17 protein-coding genes are annotated in these 20,426 nt (G+C 36.4%); 14 read left to right on the forward strand and 3 right to left on the reverse strand.

Annotated features, from left to right (window positions below):
* Window positions 1-54: 54 nt before the first annotated feature.
* Window positions 55-501, forward strand: a complete 447-nt coding sequence (locus ACFPVY_RS06395) for a response regulator (RefSeq protein ID WP_379791141.1) — start codon at window positions 55-57, stop codon at window positions 499-501.
* 3 nt (window positions 502-504) lie between these two features.
* Here ACFPVY_RS06395 and ACFPVY_RS06400 read toward each other — a convergent pair whose 3' ends face one another.
* Window positions 505-906, reverse strand: coding sequence for a response regulator (locus tag ACFPVY_RS06400; RefSeq protein WP_379791142.1), 402 nt, complete (start codon window positions 904-906; stop codon window positions 505-507).
* 181 nt (window positions 907-1,087) lie between these two features.
* Here ACFPVY_RS06400 and ACFPVY_RS06405 point away from each other — a divergent pair, with 181 nt between their 5' ends.
* Window positions 1,088-2,242 (forward strand): DUF3095 domain-containing protein, encoded by a 1,155-nt coding sequence (locus ACFPVY_RS06405; protein WP_379791143.1) that lies wholly within the window; start codon window positions 1,088-1,090, stop codon window positions 2,240-2,242.
* Window position 2,243: 1 nt separating this feature from the next.
* Here ACFPVY_RS06405 and ACFPVY_RS06410 read toward each other — a convergent pair whose 3' ends face one another.
* Window positions 2,244-3,077: an alpha/beta hydrolase gene (locus tag ACFPVY_RS06410; RefSeq protein WP_379791144.1), complete on the reverse strand. Its 834-nt coding sequence runs from the start codon at window positions 3,075-3,077 to the stop codon at window positions 2,244-2,246.
* 202 nt (window positions 3,078-3,279) lie between these two features.
* On the opposite strand from ACFPVY_RS06410, the gene ACFPVY_RS06415 reads away from it, so the two are divergent.
* The 8 genes from ACFPVY_RS06415 (at window position 3,280) to ACFPVY_RS06450 (ending at window position 9,944) form a co-directional block, all read left to right on the forward strand.
* A complete protein-coding gene (locus ACFPVY_RS06415; RefSeq protein WP_379791316.1) occupies window positions 3,280-3,675 on the forward strand; it encodes a DUF983 domain-containing protein in 396 nt (131 codons plus the stop codon).
* Between the two features lie 115 nt (window positions 3,676-3,790).
* Window positions 3,791-4,927: an alpha/beta hydrolase gene (locus ACFPVY_RS06420; protein ID WP_379791145.1), complete on the forward strand. Its 1,137-nt coding sequence runs from the start codon at window positions 3,791-3,793 to the stop codon at window positions 4,925-4,927.
* 210 nt (window positions 4,928-5,137) lie between these two features.
* Window positions 5,138-6,355 carry a DUF763 domain-containing protein gene (locus ACFPVY_RS06425; RefSeq protein WP_379791146.1) on the forward strand — a complete coding sequence of 406 codons (1,218 nt, stop codon included), beginning with the start codon at window positions 5,138-5,140 and terminating at the stop codon, window positions 6,353-6,355.
* An 86-nt stretch (window positions 6,356-6,441) separates the two neighbouring features.
* Window positions 6,442-6,624, forward strand: a complete 183-nt coding sequence (locus ACFPVY_RS06430) for a hypothetical protein (RefSeq protein WP_379791147.1) — start codon at window positions 6,442-6,444, stop codon at window positions 6,622-6,624.
* A 207-nt stretch (window positions 6,625-6,831) separates the two neighbouring features.
* The gene (locus tag ACFPVY_RS06435; protein WP_379791148.1) at window positions 6,832-8,091 is read left to right on the forward strand and encodes a putative DNA modification/repair radical SAM protein; all 1,260 of its coding nucleotides are present in this window, start codon (window positions 6,832-6,834) and stop codon (window positions 8,089-8,091) included.
* On the forward strand, window positions 8,091-8,861 hold the full coding sequence (locus tag ACFPVY_RS06440; protein ID WP_379791149.1) for a TIGR03915 family putative DNA repair protein: 771 nt from the start codon (window positions 8,091-8,093) through the stop codon (window positions 8,859-8,861). The genes ACFPVY_RS06435 and ACFPVY_RS06440 overlap by 1 nt, the downstream gene beginning before the upstream one ends.
* Window positions 8,862-8,963: 102 nt before the next feature.
* Entirely contained in the window at window positions 8,964-9,368 is a 405-nt protein-coding gene (locus tag ACFPVY_RS06445) for a hypothetical protein (RefSeq protein WP_379791150.1), read from the forward strand.
* 12 nt (window positions 9,369-9,380) lie between these two features.
* Window positions 9,381-9,944: a hypothetical protein gene (locus tag ACFPVY_RS06450; RefSeq protein WP_379791151.1), complete on the forward strand. Its 564-nt coding sequence runs from the start codon at window positions 9,381-9,383 to the stop codon at window positions 9,942-9,944.
* Between the two features lie 80 nt (window positions 9,945-10,024).
* Here the strand turns inward: ACFPVY_RS06450 and ACFPVY_RS06455 are convergent, their stop codons facing one another.
* Complete coding sequence (locus ACFPVY_RS06455; RefSeq protein ID WP_379791152.1) at window positions 10,025-11,929, reverse strand: sialate O-acetylesterase; 1,905 nt, start codon at window positions 11,927-11,929, stop codon at window positions 10,025-10,027.
* A gap of 601 nt (window positions 11,930-12,530) precedes the next feature.
* On the opposite strand from ACFPVY_RS06455, the gene ACFPVY_RS06460 reads away from it, so the two are divergent.
* From ACFPVY_RS06460 to ACFPVY_RS06475, 4 genes are all read left to right on the forward strand, one after another.
* Window positions 12,531-13,262, forward strand: coding sequence for a FadR/GntR family transcriptional regulator (locus ACFPVY_RS06460; protein ID WP_379791153.1), 732 nt, complete (start codon window positions 12,531-12,533; stop codon window positions 13,260-13,262).
* Between the two features lie 199 nt (window positions 13,263-13,461).
* The gene (locus tag ACFPVY_RS06465; protein ID WP_379791154.1) at window positions 13,462-16,602 is read left to right on the forward strand and encodes a SusC/RagA family TonB-linked outer membrane protein; all 3,141 of its coding nucleotides are present in this window, start codon (window positions 13,462-13,464) and stop codon (window positions 16,600-16,602) included.
* Between the two features lie 13 nt (window positions 16,603-16,615).
* Window positions 16,616-18,115 carry a RagB/SusD family nutrient uptake outer membrane protein gene (locus ACFPVY_RS06470; protein ID WP_379791155.1) on the forward strand — a complete coding sequence of 500 codons (1,500 nt, stop codon included), beginning with the start codon at window positions 16,616-16,618 and terminating at the stop codon, window positions 18,113-18,115.
* Window positions 18,116-18,127: 12 nt separating this feature from the next.
* Window positions 18,128-20,425: a polysaccharide lyase 6 family protein gene (locus ACFPVY_RS06475; RefSeq protein ID WP_379791156.1), complete on the forward strand. Its 2,298-nt coding sequence runs from the start codon at window positions 18,128-18,130 to the stop codon at window positions 20,423-20,425.
* Window position 20,426: the final 1 nt, after the last annotated feature.

A 20,426-nucleotide genomic window follows, 5' to 3' on the forward strand; every position in this document is an offset into this window, starting at 1 on the left:
GAAATAATTTCGGCAATTCCCCCTTTTAAGTGCTGAAAATCAATCAACCATATCATGCACTTACACCAAATGAAAATAGCTTTGGTCGATGACGACCATGAAGACAGAACTCTTTTTGAAGAAGCTTTTGACCTGGTTGAAAGTGAAAATTCTTTAAGTTTGTTTTCAAGCGCCGACGAGTTTTTTGCATGTATCCAAAATAAAGAAACGCAAGTTCCTGACTTGATTTTCTTAGATTTAAACATGCCAAAAATCAACGGAATCGAAATGCTGAAGATGATCCGTGACAACGAACGCTTAAAAAATGTTTCGGTCGCCATTTATTCCACTTCGTCTTCGCAAGATAATATTGAAACCACGTTAAGTTTAGGCGCCAATATTTATATCACAAAACCAGTATCTTTTCAGGCTTTAAAAGCAATAATTTCGAAAGTCATGAAAATCAATTGGAATTTTCACAACTCAAAAATGAACCGTTCCACTTTTGTTTTAACTGTTTGATTTTTAAGCTTTAGATTTTTGCAAACATTCTTCAATCGTTTGTTTTAATTTTTCAAAAGTATTTGGTTTTTGAATGTACAATGTTGCACCTGAAGAATAAGCATTTTCAATATCTTTTGGATTTGAAGAATTTGAGTAAAGTGCAATCGGAGTGCTTTTGAAACTATCATTTCCCCTAATTTTTTCAATAAGTTCAATACCGCTAAAATTATGAATATGCAGGTCTATAAAAGTGATTGCTGGATAAAAATTTTCTTTAACGATAAATTCTAGGAACGACGATGCGTTGTGAAAACACAGCAATTCATTATCGATTTTCAACTCTTGTAGCGCTTCTTGAAATAAATTACATTCATCAATATCGTCGTCAACAAGAACAATCGGAGATAGGTTTTGGTATTCCATTCTAAATTTTTTGGGTACTAAACTAAAGTTACGACAAATTTCAAATACTTCATTCTTCTAATTTTTTTTAACTAATATTTGACGTAATCAATTTGAGTTTCAAGTATTCGTTAAGTTATTGTCTTGCATTGCATTTACCATTTTTAATTACTATATTTAAGTATCAAAAAGTAAATTTAAAATGCCATTCGACACTGACGAACAATTTTATTCTGATCTAGATTTGCAAACAATGCCGCTCAGCAATTTGATGGCAGATCCAATACTTTTTGAGGAAATTCCGCAAAGCTGGCACGTAATTATAACTGATATTGTGGGTTCCACGCAAGCAGTTTTTGGCGGAAGACACGAAGAAGTGAATTTAATCGCCACAGGAAGCATTGTCACCGTTCTGAACATCGCTTTTTCAATGGATGTCACCATTCCTTTTTTCTTTGGAGGCGATGGCGCTACTTTTATTGTGCCTTCTTCGGTAGCTGAAAAAGTCATGGACGCGCTCGCGATTTACAGAGAAAATACGCAGGATAATTTTAATCTAGAATTGAGAACTGGAATAGTTTTGGTCGAAGAAATTTACAACGCCGGACACAAGATTTCAATTGCAAAATTAAAGCGTTCCAAATCATTTTCAATTCCAATAGTTTTGGGTAACGGACTTTCTTTTGCGGAAGCCATAATCAAGGGCGACGACTATATTTTTTCGAATAAAAAATCACTTGAAAAAGAGTTAGATCTAAGCGGAATGCAATGTCGATGGGATAAAATTGGCCCTCCAAAAGACAAGGAAGAAATTGTAACAATGCTTGTAATTGCAAAAAATGGCAACGAACAAGCAGTGGTTTTTCAGCAGATTTTGGCAAAAATAGACGAACTATATGGAACTCCCGAAAAACGCCAACCCATTTCAATTGCAAAGCTGAAATTAAAAAGCACATTCAACAAATTAGGAACTGAAATGCGAGCGCGGTTAGGCAAAATCAAATTGTTTGAGTTGATAAAAACATGGCTTCTTACTTTGTATGGCTATATTTATTTTAATACTAAAAAAGGCAAAAAATACCTGAAAAGTTTGGTTGAAATGTCAGACACTTTGGTCATCGATGGCAAAATAAATACGGTAATGTCGGGTACAATTTTACAAAGAAAAGAACTCGAAAAACTGTTAGATAAAATGGAAGCCAACGGCGAAATTCTTTACGGAATTCACACCAGTGGCGCATCAATAATGTCTTGTTATGTCAGGGATATTGAGGACGGACACATTCATTTTGTTGATGGTTCGGAAGGTGGTTATACCAAAGCTGCGAAAATGCTGAAAGCGAAATTTGCGCCGTGAATTACTTCGTGTTTTTGCTGATAAAATCAATTATTTCATCATATCGATCGCTTCCTGAAAAGAAATATTGCAATATCATGGGAACGTGTTTTTTATCCACAAAAATGGGTTTGACATCAGGTTGCAACGGACTCAACGCTTTTAAAAATCGGTCGTTTGCAACTTTGATAGAATTGTAAGTTTTGTTCCCGATATAGATCATCAACGGTGGCGTTTTTTCATCCAAAAAATAAATAGGCGAAGCGTCTTGCCATTTTTTTGGATCGTCCGACCAAGTGGCGAGATAATCGTTTTCATTGGTTGGAGGATCAGATTCCAGATAGTTTTTCATATCTAAACCAGCGGCGTCATTTAAAATTATTCCGGAAATTGATTTTGGGTCAATTCCATATTTTGGATTCATAATGGCCAAAGCAATCAAATGTCCGCCAGCAGAATGCCCGGTTAAGAAAATTTGATTGGGATCGCCACCAAATTTTTCGGCATTTTCTTTGGTCCAATTAATAGCTTCTGCAATCTGCTTGGTCATTCCGTCATAATCAGTTTCCGGACTCAAAGTATAATCTGGAATGACGGTCAAAACTCCTTTTTTTGCAAAATTTCTTCCGAAAAAACCATACGTATTTTTGTTTCCTGTATTCCAATTTCCTCCGTGAACAAAAATCAAAACCGGTAATTTTTCCTGAGATTTTCGAGGTTTAAAAATATTCAATTTAACCGATTTCAGCTCTGTTTCCGGCAACGTTTCGGCATACGAAATGTCTTTTATTTTCTTCGTTGCGCAACTTGCAAATGCGAACAATAATGATAAGATAATGAATTTAAAAATGCGCATTGTTGCAATTGTTTAAAGGTTTAAGTATTGTATTTAGGCTTGTATTAAAGTTAGATTATTCTGCTCAAAAGTAAATTGTTTTTAACCTTTCATACAGAGAAATGTCCGAATAGTACAAGTCAAAGTGAATTCTGTCTATAGTTTAAAAATGAATTCGCCATAAATTTGTACTATAATATTGGTAGAAATCTTAGTTAGAAATATCATGAAAAAAGGAAGGAAATTATATAGCATTGCAACGGGAACTTGTCCCAAATGTCAGAACGAAAAAATGTATGTGAATCCAAATCCATATAATTTGGCAGCTGTTTTTGAAATGCACGAACATTGCGGTCAATGTGGCTTTAAGTACAAAATTGAACCAAGTTTTTTCTTTGGCGCAATGTATGTCAGTTATGGCGTGGGAATCGCGTTTGGTGTGGCAGCATTCATCATCAGTCATTTTGTTTTTCAAGCAAATTTAAAAATTTCTTTCGGAGCGATAATTGGATCATTAATTGTTTTTATGCCAATTATTATGCGACTTTCCCGAAATATCTGGATCAACTTTTTCGTGGATTACGACAAAAACTATCATAATATAAAGGTGAAATCTTAATTTTTGTTTCGGCGTAAAACGATTTATGTTAAAACTTTTATTGAAATTGTATAAAACGTAATGGTTTAAATTGTTGGAAATTAGTGATGTGCTTATTAATTTTAAACAATTACCTATGAAAAAGCAATTTCACCAATTGACCAAAGTGGCGATTTCTGTTGCCCTAACACTGTTTTTTATCAGTTGCGATAAAAAAGAAAAATCAGATACTCCCGAAGAAAAAATGAACGACAGCATCGTCGCGGAGCACGCGGATACCAAATTAAAACCAGCTGGTCCGGCGCCAGAATGGGGAACTTCAATCAAGCCAGAAATGCAGGTTGTCATTGAAAAATTGGCTACGCTTGGCGGTAAACCAATCGAAACTCTAGACGCAAAAGAAGCTAGAAAACAACCAACTCCGACGGATGCTGTAAAAGCGGTTATGGCCGATAATAATATGACGATGCCGGTTCCATTGTGCGATACAATTGGGAAACAAATCCCGATTACTGGAGGAACAACACACGTTAGAATTTATACACCAAAAGAAGGCGCTTCGCCAAAACCAGTAATCGTATATTATCACGGAGGCGGTTATGTAATTGCTGATATTGAAGTATATAGCGCAAGCGCGCAAGCATTGTGTGAACAAACCGGAGCGATCGTGGTTTCTGTGGAATATCCAAAAGGGCCAGAAAAGAAATTTCCTGCAGCGCATAACGCGGCGTTCGACGCATATAGTTGGGTAGTAAAAAATGCGGCGTCGTTTCAAGGAGATCCAAAAAGAATTGCCGTGGCCGGAGAAAGTGCTGGCGGCAACTTGGCGGCCAATGTTTGTTTGATGGCACGCGATAAAAAAATAATGGTTCCGTTGTATGCGGTTTTGGTTTATCCGGTGGCAAATAACGATATGAATAGCGAAAGTTATGTGAAATATGCGGCAGCGAAACCGTTGAACAAGCCGATGATGTCTTGGTTCGTGAAAAATTATTTGGCTTCAGAAGCGCAAGCAGCCGATCCAAGAATTAGTTTGGTAAAAGCAAATCTTGCAGGAATGCCAAAAACATTAATTATTGGTGCAGAAATTGATCCGTTGCAAAGCGAAGGAAAATTGCTTAGCGACAAATTAAAAGAAGCAAAGGTCGATACAGAATACAAATTATATAATGGCGTGACACACGAATTCTTCGGAATGGCGGCGGTCGTTCCGGAAGCGAAAGACGCGCAAGCTTTGGCATCAAAAAATCTCAAAACTGCTCTAGGATTATAAAACAAAAAACCGCTGAAAGGCGGTTTTTTTTATGCCAATTTAAAACGCATATTGCTTATGGATCATATATGGTTGAAGTATAGATAAAGTATGGAATTGCATCTTAAAATTTAATAACTCAAACTATTTTCACTTCTAGATATTGCGTAAATTTGCAACTTCTACATATCAGACCTTTAACCCAAGATACCAAATTTTAATCCCAAAAAGATGAAACGCTCCGGTTCAGCAGATTTACCGCTTCATTATGGCCACGTTCCAATGTGGCTGGCAGAACGTATGTCAAAATTAGGCGTTGCCATTGTGGAAACTATTGCAATGGAATTCGGAACTTCTGAAGTGATCAGCAAATTAGCAAATCCGTTTTGGTTCCAAAGTTTTGGTGCCGTAATGGGAATGGATTGGCACTCGTCTGGAATCACAACTTCGGTTTTAGGAGCACTAAAAAAATCGGTGAATCCGCATTCAAAAGAACTCGGAATTTATATCTGCGGAGGCAAAGGAAAACATTCGATGCAAACTCCAAGAGAACTTTTGTGGGTGGGCGAACGAACGGGTTTAGACGGAAACATGCTTTCTAATTGCAGTAAACTTACCGCAAAAGTGGACAACACGGCCATTCAAGACGGTTTTCAATTGTACCAGCATAATTTTATTGTTGACAGTCAAGGGCAATGGTGCGTGATTCAGCAAGGAATGAATCCGATGAGCAAAACGGCGCGTCGATACCATTGGCAATCTGAAAATTTGAAGTCGTTTGTCAATGAACCGCACACTTTTATTTATGGTGAAAACCAAGGAAATATACTGAATCTGACAGCAAGTACGGCTTTAAAAACTAGAGAATCAATCTTGGAATTAACGACCGAATCGCCACAGAAAATCATTCGAGAAGTACAGCATTTGGTAATGCCAAACCACCACGATGTTCAAATGAAAGATGTCAATATGAAAAGGCTGGGAGCAATGCTTTGGGCAACGCACGAAAATAAACCCGAAGATTTTGAGGAATTATTAATGTTGAAAGGAATGGGGCCAAGAGCGATGCAATCATTGGCTTTGGTCAGCGAAGTTATTTATGGAACGCCAAGTCGATTTGAAGATCCCGCCCGTTTTTCTTTTGCACACGGAGGAAAAGACGGACATCCGTTTCCTGTTCCTGTAAAAATTTATGACGAGACGATTTCCACTTTGGAAAAAGCAATTCAAAGGGCAAAAATTGGCAATTCAGATAAGTTGCAAGCGATACAAAAGCTCTCTGAAATCTCAATAAAAGCCGAAGAAAGTTTTACACCAAACGAAAATTTTGACGCTTTGGTTCAAAGAGAGCGAGAGGAATCTTACAAATATGGTGGAAGGACTGTTTTTGGAGAAGCAAAACCCTTCAAGAAACCCAGTATTGACGGGAATCAGCTATCATTATTTTAAATATTAACAATTGGTACGGAAAAACCGTAAAGTCAAAAAAGTGTTTTTTTTTATTTTTGGATAATCAACAATCAATCACTTTTATTATGAACGAAAAGCAAGCAGAAGAGATGATCGGTCTCTTAAAGCAAATTTGGTACAAGTTAGACAGCATTGAAGAAAATCTGGAAGACATGAACACCAAGCACGAACATAATGCCATCCCCGAAAGTATGAAAAAGATCATGAACGATATCAATAGAGAAATGAATTCTGGGAAGAAATTATAACGTTTCAAAATTTTAAAAATTTCCTTAGTGGTAAAAAGGCTCTAAGTTTCTATGATTGCAAAATCGGAAGTTACTTGGAGCCTTTTTTATGCAATTTAATTTGAGAAAAAAGAAGCCGACAAAATTCTAAAATTGCTTGATTTTTAACTATTGTTTAGGGCGAAATTATAAGATTTATTTCTAATTTTATACCCACTAAATGATAGAATGATGTCTGAAAGAATCCGTGAAAAGCTTTCTATACTTGCCGACGCCGCTAAATATGACGTTTCTTGCTCGTCAAGCGGAAGTAATAGAAAAAATACTACTAAAGGTTTGGGAGATGCAAGTGCTTCCGGAATTTGCCATACTTATACTGAAGACGGACGATGCGTTTCGCTTTTGAAAATTCTTCTAACAAATCACTGCATTTTTGACTGCGCTTTTTGTGTTTCCCGCAAAAGTAATGATGTCAAGCGCGCCGCATTTACCGTGGAAGAAGTGGTGGAATTGACAATGAGTTTTTACCGAAGAAATTATATTGAAGGATTATTTTTAAGCTCCGGAATTTTCAAAAACGCCGATTACACAATGGAGCGTTTGGTTCGAATTGCCAAGAAATTAAGGCTCGAAAACAATTTCAACGGATACATTCATTTAAAAACTATTCCTGGAGCAAGCGAGGAATTGCTGACCGAGGCCGGACTTTATGCTGATCGAATGAGCATCAATCTTGAAATGCCAACAGAAGCGGGTTTGAAACTTTTAGCTCCAGATAAATCGCACGAGGAAGTAAAAAAACCATTGGCATTTATCCAACAAGGAATTATTCAGGTCAAAGACGAAAAACGCATTATAAAAAGCACCCCAAAATTTGTTCCGGCTGGTCAAAGTACCCAAATGGTTATCGGCGCCACGCCAGAAACCGATATGGAAATTATGTACAGCGCCAATGAATATTATAAAAATTATGACTTAAAACGAGTGTATTATTCGGGTTATATTCCAATTAGTTATGACGATCGAATGCCATCAATTGGAAGCCAACCGCCACTTTTGCGAGAAAATCGATTGTACCAAACCGATTGGCTGATGCGATTTTATGGCTTCGACGTACACGAAATTTTGAATGTAAAAAATCCGCATTTAGATGTGGATATTGATCCAAAATTAAGTTGGGCATTGCGAAATATGGAGCATTTTCCGATAGATATTAATACCGCAGACTATAAAATGATTCTTCGAGTTCCTGGAATTGGAGTAGGTTCGGCTAAGAAAATTTTCCAAGCCAGAAAATTCGGAAGATTGCGTTCTGATCAATTGAAAAAAATGGGAATTGCGTTTAACAGAGCCAAACATTTTATCAGATGTGCCGATAGTATTTTTCAGTTGAACGATCCAAATCCGGTTCATATAAAAGGTTTGATTTTATCAGAAACCAACAGCAAGTATTTAAAAGTTCCGCAAAATCAACTATCGCTTTTTTAATGACGACTTATATTTTTGATGGAACTTTAGAAGGGCTTTTGACTTCAATTTTTGAATTCTACGAAAGAAAACCCAGAAAAATTCAATTGGTAAGTAAAGCTAAATTTCAACCAATGTTTTTGGAAGAAACACTAGAAATTATTTCTGATGAAGAAAAAGCAAAACGTGTTTGGACTGGCTTAAAAAAGAAAATTAGTCCCGACTGGCAATTGCGTTTTTACAAAACTTTTTTGTCAGAAACCGAAGAAAGTTTTCAGCATCTTTTTGATTTCGCGTGTTATGTTTTTGACAATCCGGCGGGAGTGGAGCACAATTACGGCCACGAATCGGTGATGGCGATTTCCAAAATGGATAAAAGTGTGAATCGAGAACGCCATCGAATGAAAGCTTTTATCCGTTTTCAAGAAACGAGTGACGGTATTTTTTATGCGCCAATTGAACCAGATTACAACGTTTTGCCATTGATTTCTAGCTTTTTCAAAAATCGTTACGCCGATCAAAAATGGATCATTTATGATTTAAAAAGGCAGTACGGATTATATCATGATTTGATTAAAGTGGAGGAAATTAAACTAGATTATCAGCCGATTGTAAAGTCAAGTCCGATGAGCCTTCCGGGCGAAGTATTGCAAGATAAAGAAGAATTGTATGCCTTGCTTTGGAACGATTACTTTAAATCAACGAATATTCCGGCTAGAAAAAATATGAAACTGCACATTCAACACGTTCCAAAACGCTATTGGAAATATCTTACGGAGAAAAAACAGTAAAAATTAATAGTTTATAGGAAAAAAAATGCCCGCTTTACGGAAAACCGTAACGCGGGCATTTTGTTGATTTCTACTTTTGACGGAAATAAATCCACATTAAATATGAAACGATTTCCGCAGCTATTTTATGCCTTTTTTTTCCCTTTTTTAATCATCGGTTGCAAGAATGATTCTCAAGATATCATCGTTTATGACGTCAAACCTTTTCATAAAAAAGTAGATGAAATTGAGCCGGTTAAAGACCCAAAATCTTCAAAAACATACCACACAGATTCAACTTACAAATATGAATATCGAACAGGCAAATCGGGTAGTTATCAATACCATTATGATGTTGTTGGAGAAAATTCGAAAGGAGAAAAAGTTTCGGGCGAAGTCGATATGGAAGGTAAATATGGCGTTGGAATACTAAATAAAACCACAGAAATTGAAGCAGAATGGATTGATAAAAATCAAATCAAAGCTACAGATTCAAAAGGAAATAGTTATGAACTAATTGTCGAATAAAAATAGAGAAGAATGATACTCAACAAAGAATTTTTAAAAGAAAATAGAAATTTTATCAACGAAACGAAGGCGCCTTTTTTGGTTTTAGATCTAAAGCATTTTCAATATTATAACGATGTTGAACGCTTTGGTTTTGCAGTCGAAGTTTTAAATGTAGTGAATTCTGTTTCTTGGGTTAATAAAATTTGTCAAGATTTAAATTCGTCTTATTGCATTGATACCGCCGTTTTTTACGAAATTATGGACTGTCTTTTTGCTGAAAAATGTCTAGACCATTCAAGACTTGCTTCTTATTTTAAAGTGCAACAGGATTTGGAAAATATCTCGATAATATTCCAGAAAGTTACTGAAACGGATAGAAATTTTGAGCTTCCAATTGAGGTTGATTTTATTATTTTAGGCGTTGATCTTGAAAAATACCACGAATTAAATGACGATACAAAATCAGACTTGCATGATGATTATGCCGTTTTGTTTTCAAAAGTAAGAAGCAATGTGATTGAAGTGAGTGAATTTATTTTACAAGCAAAAGAATTGTTGTCAGTTATCGAAACGACCGAGCCGGAACTTGTCTAATATAACAGAAAATGGCCTGCTAAACTACTTTGCAGGCCATCTCTCAAATAAACAAATTAACTAAACTTAAATTCAAACTACTACCAATTATCAGTTCTAAATGGTGGCGTTGCCAAGCCATCTGTGTTATAAAGCATCACTTTTCCCGGCGCATCCGCCCACAAATACCGAACTTCTTTTGGAGTCGAAACTTCAGGACTGCTTACTTTTATTGTATTTAAATCAGCCTGCAAAAATGCTGTCGCTGGATAAAATTTCTTATCGCTTCCGGCAACCATAAAACCGCTGATGTTTGATTTTGTTTCTTCTGTAGCAAATTTTCCGCCTTTAAAAGTGACGGCAATCGAGTTTCCATCGACCTTATAATTTTCAAAAACAGGTGCCGATGACAGAATTTCTTTTTCTCCGTAAGCAATACTTTCTGCGATCAAAGCCATTCTTTTTCCAACGACTTGTTTGTGAATCGGATGAATATTATCATTTTCTCCCACATCGATAAGCACCGCCATTCCTGTATTTTTCAATTCCAAAGCCTTTGCTTGCGACTCGCGAAGCGTGATCCAGCGGTTATTTTGATTGTCATAATTTGGCAATTGCGCAAAAATAAACGGAACCTCAGATTTCCAGCTTTTTCTCCAATCGGTGACCATTTCCTTGAACATTGTTGCGTATTCTTTTGCATTTTTAGAATTTGCTTCAGCTTGGTACCAAATAATTCCCTTCACTTTTATACCAAAGAAAGGAGCGACCATCCCGTTGTAAAGCGACGTTGCGTATTTGGTCGGGTGTTGTCTTTCTGGAACTTCCTCGATGTCTTTTGTTCCAGCTTCATATTTCCATTCTCCCGCAAGCGAAAGTTTTTGCGAAGCTGTTTTTAAGTGTAACGAATTGGCATCTCCGCGGAAACCTCCAATATCGCCCGTATTTTTCACTCGAATCGTAATGATATTTTTTCCGGCTACCAAAACACTTTTTGGAACTTTATAAAATCGGTCTAAATCTTTTTGTGTACTTTCTCCAACTTTAATTCCATTGATGTAGGTAATATCTTCATTATCAACCCTTCCGATGCTTAAAACGATATCGTCCGAAGTTAAATCTTTAGAAGTTAATTCAAAACTTCGGGTTACCCAAATCACGCCATCATTTGGAGTTACTTTCGCTTTACTCCAATAAACAGGAAGCGTAATTGGTTTCCAAGACGAAGTATTGTATGTTTTTTCATGCCATTTTTCAGTCGTTCCAATATCAAGACGATCTGCTTTTTCTTCCCAAGCTTTAAATTCTTTTTTGTAAGTTTTCATCACATCAGAGAAATCCATTGTTTTCATTTCGTCAATGACTTTGCGGGCAGAAGCGTGTTTCCCCATCAAATCTTCGCTCATCCAAGCCTCAATATTTGTGCCTCCCCAAGAAGAATTGATTAAACCGATCGGCACATTATATTTTTGGAACAATTCCCTTCCAAAGAAGTAAGCAACGGCAGAAAAACCTTCGCCACTTTTTGGAGAACACGTTTCCCATTGGCCTTTTTCGATGTCTTTTTGTGGTGTTCCGGCCATTGTTCTTGAAACTTGAAGTAGCTTTATTTTTTCATAATTCGCGTTTGCCAATTCCTCTTTTCCGTTCAAGGCGTCTTCCAGTTTCCAGCCCATATTTGACTGTCCAGAGCAAAACCAAACGTCTCCTATATATATGTCTTTGAAAGTAATGGTGTTTTCTTCAGAAACTTTCATTTCAAACGGACCTCCAGCTTTTTCAGCAGGAAAATCCACAGACCATTCGCCGTTAGAGTTTACTTTTGCTTCTAAATTTTTATTGTTGAACGAAACCTTGACTGTTTTTCCGGCTTCGGCCCAACCATAAACCGTGATTGTCGCGTCTCGTTGCAAAACCATGTGGTCTGAAAAAAACTTTGGGAGCGATACTTTTGCAAAAGCACCACTAAAAAGGAATAAAAATAAAAGGGAAAATATACGTTTCATAACAGAATGATAATAAATAAGTGGGGCTAAAGTATATAATTAAAATTGGTTGACCAAAAAATAAATTGCGATTTTTTTAATTTTAACTAATAATAATTGTTTTGTCTATAATTATTAAGGTAAATAGTTGAAGAATGTTTATTGGTTACAAGAATGTGTTTTTAAAGAAAAAGCGATTTATAACAAAAAAGGAGCCGTATCAGATTGATAGACTCCTGTTTATCGGTACGTTATACATCCATTGTGCAAAGTTGCATCGCTTTTGGGAAGTGGAAAAATGGTTTTACCTTTTGAATGCAGTAATAATGTACCTTTATATAACAAAAATACATATAAATATCAGTTCTAGTGTGAACGTCTCGTTAATAATTTAGACAAAAAGTCAATTTTAGAGCTTTAATTCTTCCAAATTAGTTTCGAAAACGTTTGAGTTAAATTGTTAAAAGCTAACATTTTTCAAATTGCAATGGCTTTTTTTAACTTTTTTGTTGAATTATATTTACCATAATGAACTAAAAAATTAATTATACAAAAAAAATACGCGGTTATTTGCTAATATAAAAAAATGCGTATATTTGGTCAACCAATTTATTATTAGAAAATGCAAGAGTTTGGTTTAAATAATTTCAAATCTTCAGAGGAAGAAGAGATCATCCAAAAGTTAAAGGAATTGATCACTTCAAAAAAACTGAAACCCGGAGACCGCCTTCCTTCAGAACGAAAATTATCGGAAGAATTTGGCGTGAGTAGAGGAAACGTGAGAGAAGTAATCCAGAAATTAGAATTTTATGGATTGCTGAAAACCTTGCCACAAAGTGGAACTTTTGTTGCCAATCTTGGCGTTCCGGCATTAAGTGGTATGATTACAGATATTTTGCAATTGAAAAAGCCAGATTTTAAATCGTTGGTCGAAAGCAGAATTATGTTAGAAATGCAAGTTGTGGCTTTGGCATCAGAAAGAAGAACCAAAGAGCAACTGAAAAATATTGAAGAAGCATTGATTGCTTATAAAAATAAAGTGGAAAGCAACGAAAGTGCTGTTGAAGAAGATTTGATGTTCCATTTGAAAATTTCAGAAGCCAGCGGAAATCCGGTTTTGAATACATTAATGCTGATCATCACTCCAGAAATTATTACAAATTTTGAAAAATACCACGTTTGTAAAAATTCAATGACAGGAGAAAATATCATCGAACACCAACAAATTTATGAAGCTATAAAAGAAAAAAATCCTGAAAAGGCCAAACGTGAATTGCAATTTCATTTTAAGACGTTATATGAATATTGCAACAAAACAGAAACTTTAATGAACATCAACGAAAGCGTTTTTTAAAAGTTTCTTACGGAAAAATAATAGACGGTTATGACCATTGTGTAAAGTTGCATCGCTTGGGGAAGTGGATTTTGCTGCGCATTTAAGTCAAGATTAAACATCTGATTTTCAGATCTTATTTATGAAAAAGCATTATCGGCCAAAAGCCGGTCAGGATGCTCTATATCTTAATGTTACTGATTGTAAGCTATACATCTTTATGAAATTAAAAAACTTTTTTTTACTCTCGGCTTTGATGCTGACCTCTTTTGTCTTCGCGCAAGAGAAATATACTTTGACAGGAACAGTCACTGCAGATTCTGATAAATTATCATTGCCTGGCGCGACGGTCACTGTTTTAGGTACAAAAAACACTACAATCACTGATATTGACGGTAAATTTTCTATCTCAGTAAACGAAAATAGCTCTATCCAAGTTTCTTATGTGGGAATGCAAACCAGAGTAATTTTGGTTAACGGACAAGAAGAAATTTCTGTTTCGCTTGTTGATGATAGCAAAAATCTTGACGAAGTTGTGGTCGTTGGATACGGAACTCAGAAAAAATCTTCTATCACAGGATCAGTTTCCAAATTAGAAAATACAAATCTTGACGAAAACACAGTTTCCAGAGTTGACAAGGCTTTGCAAGGAAGAATTGCCGGTTTGCAAATCCAGAATACAACTTCTGAAGTTGGTGAAGCGCCTCAAATCAGAATCCGTGGAATGGGTTCGATTTCAGCAAGTAGCGATCCGTTGGTTGTAGTTGATGGTTTTCCAATTTCAAATGGTTTGGAATTTATAAATCCAAGTACAATTGAATCTGTAGAGGTTTTAAAAGATGCAAGTTCCACAGCAATTTATGGTTCTCGCGGTGCAAACGGAGTTATTTTGGTTACCACAAAATCTGGTTCTGAAACCAAAACTTTATATGAATTCAAATCATTTTATGGTGTAAAATCGGTTTATGAAGAAATCGATATGTATGATACGTATGAATATACAGATATGTTACGTAGAGAGCGCCAATTGCATGAAAATTATACAGCTGGTTTAAACGGAACCACGCCAGGAATTATTGCTTATACTTCTCGCGAAAAAGGAATGCGCCAAGTGGCAAATAATTCTGGAGGAGGAACAGATTGGCAAGACGAAGGAATCAGAAACTTTGCAACAATCAAAAATTACCAAATGAATGTTTCAGGCGGTGGAAAAAAAGCAACTTATTATGTTTCAGGGCAATACATTGAAGATGAAGGTTTGATGAAAGATAACTTTTTGAAACGTGTAAATTTCCAAAGCCGTGTAAAAGCAAAATTAAGCGATAAACTTACACTTGATGTAAATCTTAGACCGTCATATAGTAATAGAAGAAGATCGTCAATTTCATATTCAGATTTAACGCGTTCTTTAGGATTTATGCCGTCAAGACACAACGAATATACTTCAGCGTTGACGGGTTATCCGGTTGGTGAATACGCTCACGGAAGACATTTTAACAACGTGACTTTCAATTATGTTGATGAAAACGGCGAACAGCAAAATTTCACGACTTCATTATGGGGAACCAACAATAACAGCCCGATTTCAAGAATGGAAAACGAGACGAGAATCATTCATGATTATAGAATGTTAACCAATTTTGCTTTAGAATATAAAATTAATAAGCAGTTTACATTCAAATCTTCGGGTGGAGCAAACGTCGATTATTCAAATTATGAGCGTTTCAGAAATTCGCAAGCAGACCAAACTGGGCAAGCGATTGGTGAAGATGACAGTACTTTAAAAACCGATCTTCTTACAGAAAATACCTTAAATTTCAAGTGGAAAAACGACAACCACAGCATTGATGCATTGGGCGGAATCACGTACCAAAAAACAAATATTAAAGGAACCGGAATTTATGGAACGCAATTTCCATCAGATTATATCGAAACTATAAACGGTGCCAATGTAATTGACGCCAACGAAACCTTCACGAGAAAAGAACAAATCGGATTGCTTTCGTTTTTGGCAAGAGTAAATTATGCTTACAAAGACAAATATTTGGTTTCTATCGCGGCGCGTGCTGACGGTTCGTCTTTATTCGGACCTGAAAATAAATACGGAATTTTCCCTTCGGCGTCTGTGGGATGGAATGTAAGCGAAGAAAATTTCTGGAAAGAAAACATCGAGTGGGTAAACAGATTTAAGTTGAGAACCAGCTTTGGGGTTACCGGAAACAATGATATTACCAATTATTCTTTCACCAATTTATTATATTCTTCAAACTATTCTTTAGGTCAAGGCGCGGGAAGCGTGACTTCTGGTTTGGGAGAAACTGGGGATGTATTAGGAAATCCAGGAATCGGTTGGGAACAAACTTTAGAATACGATTCAGGTGCTGATTTGAGTTTCTTCGGAAATAAATTGAATGTGACTTTTGATTATTATTACTCAATTACCGATAAATTATTGTTGCAACAAAACGTTTCGTACATCACAGGTCATAACCAATTTTTCAACAACATCGGAAAAATACAAAACAAAGGTTTTGAGATTGAAATCTCAGGAAATGTTCGTGCCAAAAACTTCACTTGGAAACCAGGATTTAATATTTCTGCTAACCAAAACAAGTTGATTTCTCTTGGTGGAGAAGCACAATTCATCAGTCAAGGTGAAAGAAATGAAGAATATATTGCCAAAGTAGGCGAGGAAGCAGTTCAATTTTATGGTTATCAAATGATCGGAGTTTGGCAAAATGCTGAAGAATTGGCCAACAATCCACATTCTGCAGATGACGCTGTCGGAGGAATTAGAGTCGCAGATATCAACGGCGACGGAATTATCAACGCTTCAGATAGAACAACGCTTGGAAGTCCGTTTCCAGATTTTACTTGGGGATTTTATAACGCGTTCACTTACAAAGGTTTTGATATGAATTTCTTGGTTCAAGGTTCTGTTGGAGGCGAAGTTTTCTTCGGAGACGGATACTACAACGAGATGCGTTATTTATACAAAGATTTTGCCGAAGGAAGATGGTTCAGCGAAGGAACTCCTGCAACAAAACCTCGTGAAAACAACGGTAGAGCTTGGCAAAACACTTCTTATTTGGTTCAAGACGCAACATACATGTCATTACGAAACGTGACTTTAGGTTTCACCGCTCCAGAGTCGTTTATCAAACAAATAGGCATCACAAAAGCAAGATTTTATATGTCTGGAGAAAACCTTCTTTATGTAAAATCATCAGGTTTCTGGGGATTAAATCCAGAAGGAATCACAAATTCAGGAGTTTACAGCTCGCCATTGATTTCAGGTTACCAAAGAGGTGCTTTCCCAGTTCAACGAACAATTTCTTTCGGAATTGACATTAATTTCTAATAAAATAAAGGTTATGAAAAAATATAAATTGTCTATCAAAAGCTTAAAAGTCTTATTCTTAAGCACCGCTTTTCTTTTCGCAAGCTGTGATGAGACGCTTGATTTGCAACCGATTTCTGAAATTGGTGTAGGCGAATTTTACACAACTCCGGCAGAAGTAAATTTGGCTGTAATTTCAATTTACAACAGCCTTTACGGAATGCAAAACAGAGAATGGTTGCTGACAGAAATTCGTTCTGACAACACTTATATGAACCCAAATTCTACCGAAACAAAGGATTTGGCCATCAGAGAAGTGGATCGTTTTGTGCAAAGTTCGCAAAATATTTACCTTCAAGAATATTGGAAAGCGTGTTACAGAACCATCAATCTTTCAAATGTGGTACTTCAAAATTTAGGCGTAGTTGCTGATGAAGAACTTAGAAATCAATATGAAGGAGAAGCCCGTTTTTTAAGAGCGCACGCTTATTTTAACTTGGTGCGTCTTTGGGGTGGTGTTTTCATCGTTGAAACCCCAGTTTCTGGAACTCAAGCTAAAACAATGGACAGAAGTCCGCAAAGCGAAGTGTATGAATTTATTGCAAATGACCTTCGTTTGGCTTCAGAAATGTTGCCTCCGTCGCAATCAGGTGCAAATTTAGGCAGAGTTGCTTCTGACGCTGCAAAAACATTGCTTGGAAAAGTATTGCTTACCACAGGAAATGATGCAGATTTAGCCGAAGCAAAAACAGTTTTGACAGAAGTTGTCAGCGGAAATTTCAGTTTGCAAGCAACATACGGAGCGGTTTTTAATATCGGAAATGAATACAATAACGAAATCATGTTTGCAGTTCGTTACCAATCCGGAAGCGTTGGTTTAGGTTCGCCACATCCCAACTTTTTTGCGCCTTTGCAAAGTGATAATTACGTGGTTTTTGGAAACGGAGACGGTTTGAATGTGCCAACAGATAATATGTCGCAAGCTTACACAACTGGCGATCCACGAAAAGCGGCTTCAATGGCTGACACTTGGTTGGGCTTCAACGGAGCGGTTCGTCAAGACAAACACGTTACAAAATACAACTCGACTTTTAACGCAGTTGACGATGGCGGAAACGACTGGATTATCCTTCGTTATGCTGATGCTTTATTGTTATTATCAGAAGCAATTAACGAGCAAAGTGGTCCAAATGCAGAAGCTTTGGGATATTTAAACCAAGTGAGAACTCGTTCGTTAGGTGCAGATTCTGCTTTAGAATTGGCAAATGTTTCTACTTATTTTGATTTCAAAATTGCCTTAGAAAATGAAAGAAGATTAGAATTTGGTTTTGAAAACCACCGCTGGTTTGACTTGGTTAGAACCGGAAGAGCAGAAGTGGTTATGACACAGCATTTTGCTACAGAATTTCAATATAATGATCCAGCGCATCCTTCGTTAAACACAGGTCCGCTGCAACATTACCAAATTTTCTTGCCGATTCCGCAGTATGAAATCGACTTGAACCCAAACATTGCACAAAACACAGGATACTAATTTTTTAAGTATATGAAAAGTTTAAAATATTCAGTAACAGCTTATTTATGCTTGCTTTTTTTGGCCAATGCCAATGCCACGGAAATTAAAGTTTCTAACGGAGAAGAATTGACAGAAGCCATTTCAAAAGTAAAACCGGGCGACAAAATTGTAATGTCAAACGGAATTTGGAAAGATACAGCAATTGATTTCAATGCAAATGGTGCTTCAAAAGATTCTATTTTCTTAGAAGCTGAAACAGCCGGAAAAGTAATTCTTTCTGGAAATTCTTCCTTGAAATTATCAGGCGATTATTTAGTTGCAAAAGGGCTTTGGTTCAAAGACGGTTACAGCAAATTCGTAATTTCTTTTATGAGCAAAAGCAAAGTGGCTAATAATTCAAGAGTAACCAATTGTGCAATAACAGATTACAACCCAGAAACCAAGGCAGAATCAAACCATTGGGTTGAATTATGGGGAAAAAATAATCGTTTCGACAATAATTATATCGCAGGAAAAACAAACGACGGATGTACGTTAGTCGTTTGGTTGAAAGGCGAAGAAAACCACCAAAATCATCACAGAATTGATCATAATTATTTCGGAGAGCGTCCGCCGTTAGGTTCAAATGGTGGCGAAACTATTAGAATCGGAACAAGCCATAATTCTATGTTTCAGTCGAATACAATCGTGGAGTGGAACAAATTTGAAAAATGCAACGGCGAAGTGGAAATCGTTTCAAACAAATCTTGCAATAACATTTTCAGAAACAATTTATTCTTAGAATCGCAAGGTTCGATGGTTTTCCGTCACGGAAACGATTGCTTGGTGGAGAACAACGTTTTCCTTGGAAATAACCAACCATACACTGGCGGCGTTCGAATTATAAACGAAGGTCACACGGTAAAAAACAATTATTTCTACGGCTTGACCGGGCAAGATTTCAGAGGTTCTTTGGTCGTGATGAATGGCGTTCCAAACAGTCCGTTGAATCGTTACAATCAAGTGAAAAATGCTAAAGTGACGAACAATGTTTTTTACAATTCAAGTTCCTTTCAATTAGGAGCTGGAAAAGATGAAGAACGTTCATTAGCACCTATTACTTCTGTGATTTCAGACAATATTATTTACAATGAAAGTGATGCAGAAGCGGTAACTTTCTTTGATGACATGAAAGGAATTACGTTCAAAAATAATAGTATCGACAGCAAAAATTCTAAGAAAATTGAAGGTTTTACACCAAAGAAATTAACTTGGAAAAAAGAAGGGGAAATTTTTGTTCCAAATGAAAAAAGCGGCATTGATTTTTCAGTTTTTCCAAAGGTAATCGCCAACAAAACCGGAACTTCTTGGAACCCAAAAACGCCAAAAGTAGCCGTTCAAGAACAAACAATCAATGTAGAACCAGGAACAGGAACGCTTGAAAAAGCAGTTAAAAAAGCAAAAGGAAAAACAAAATTTGTTTTGGCTCCCGGAACTTATTTGTTAGATCGTTCGGTTGTGGTTGCTGACAATATTTCTTTCGTAGGTTCAACTGCTGAAAATACAATCATCAGTTTTAATCCTGATGCTGAAAAAATCTCAAATTATTTGTTCAGAGTGGAATCAGGAGCGAGATTGTCTTTTGAAAATGTGAGTCTTACGGCAAAAAATACTTCGGCAGTAAAATACGCGATTGTTTCTCCAAAGGAAGATACTCCGGGTTCTTACAGCATTTTTGTAAACAAATCAATCATCTCAGATTTCACAAATGCAGAAGGCGGTTCGGTAATCAAAGCTTCAAAAGGAACTTTCGCCGACACGATCAAAATCAGCAATTCGATCCTGAGAAATAATTTTCGAGGAATCAATCTTTCTTCAGAAAAAGATGATACCGGAAAATATAATTCAGAGAATGTAATCCTTGAAAACACGGTATTCACAGACTTTTCACAATGGGTTTTGCATTATTACAGAGGCGGAAATGACGAATCAACCGTGGGTGGAAATTTAGTGGTTGACCATTGCGTTTTCACTAAAATCGGAGCGACAGAAAAAGATATTGTTTTCCAAAATAAAGGAATCGTAAACGTGAAAATCACGAACAGCGTTTTCTTCGACAATTCAAAAGTCACAAATCCAGTCCGTTTGAACGGAAAAAATAACTCGATTAAAAATTCAGTAATCTATAATTCTGGCGAATTGAAATTAGCAGGAAAAGCGGTTTCTGAAAATATCATCGACAAAAATCCAGGTTATCAAGACGCCAAGAATTTTATCCCAAAAGATAAATCGCCATTAAAAGCAGCAGGAACAGATAAAAAAGACATCGGAATTTTAGTTGTTAAATAAT

It is taken from the genome of Flavobacterium qiangtangense, assembly GCF_042658345.1.
In the GTDB taxonomy this organism is placed as follows: domain Bacteria; phylum Bacteroidota; class Bacteroidia; order Flavobacteriales; family Flavobacteriaceae; genus Flavobacterium; species Flavobacterium qiangtangense.

Excerpts from the sequence above, each read along its gene's own strand:
- ACFPVY_RS06395 (WP_379791141.1), top strand. The coding sequence starts at position 55 with ATGCACTTACACCAAATGAAAATAGCTTTGGTCGATGACGACCATGAA.
- ACFPVY_RS06400 (WP_379791142.1), bottom strand. The coding sequence starts at position 906 with ATGGAATACCAAAACCTATCTCCGATTGTTCTTGTTGACGACGATATT.
- ACFPVY_RS06405 (WP_379791143.1), top strand. The coding sequence starts at position 1,088 with ATGCCATTCGACACTGACGAACAATTTTATTCTGATCTAGATTTGCAA.
- ACFPVY_RS06410 (WP_379791144.1), bottom strand. The coding sequence starts at position 3,077 with ATGCGCATTTTTAAATTCATTATCTTATCATTATTGTTCGCATTTGCA.
- ACFPVY_RS06420 (WP_379791145.1), top strand. The coding sequence starts at position 3,791 with ATGAAAAAGCAATTTCACCAATTGACCAAAGTGGCGATTTCTGTTGCC.
- ACFPVY_RS06425 (WP_379791146.1), top strand. The coding sequence starts at position 5,138 with ATGAAACGCTCCGGTTCAGCAGATTTACCGCTTCATTATGGCCACGTT.
- ACFPVY_RS06430 (WP_379791147.1), top strand. The coding sequence starts at position 6,442 with ATGAACGAAAAGCAAGCAGAAGAGATGATCGGTCTCTTAAAGCAAATT.
- ACFPVY_RS06435 (WP_379791148.1), top strand. The coding sequence starts at position 6,832 with ATGATGTCTGAAAGAATCCGTGAAAAGCTTTCTATACTTGCCGACGCC.
- ACFPVY_RS06440 (WP_379791149.1), top strand. The coding sequence starts at position 8,091 with ATGACGACTTATATTTTTGATGGAACTTTAGAAGGGCTTTTGACTTCA.
- ACFPVY_RS06445 (WP_379791150.1), top strand. The coding sequence starts at position 8,964 with ATGAAACGATTTCCGCAGCTATTTTATGCCTTTTTTTTCCCTTTTTTA.
- ACFPVY_RS06450 (WP_379791151.1), top strand. The coding sequence starts at position 9,381 with ATGATACTCAACAAAGAATTTTTAAAAGAAAATAGAAATTTTATCAAC.
- ACFPVY_RS06455 (WP_379791152.1), bottom strand. The coding sequence starts at position 11,929 with ATGAAACGTATATTTTCCCTTTTATTTTTATTCCTTTTTAGTGGTGCT.
- ACFPVY_RS06460 (WP_379791153.1), top strand. The coding sequence starts at position 12,531 with ATGCAAGAGTTTGGTTTAAATAATTTCAAATCTTCAGAGGAAGAAGAG.
- ACFPVY_RS06465 (WP_379791154.1), top strand. The coding sequence starts at position 13,462 with ATGAAATTAAAAAACTTTTTTTTACTCTCGGCTTTGATGCTGACCTCT.
- ACFPVY_RS06470 (WP_379791155.1), top strand. The coding sequence starts at position 16,616 with ATGAAAAAATATAAATTGTCTATCAAAAGCTTAAAAGTCTTATTCTTA.
- ACFPVY_RS06475 (WP_379791156.1), top strand. The coding sequence starts at position 18,128 with ATGAAAAGTTTAAAATATTCAGTAACAGCTTATTTATGCTTGCTTTTT.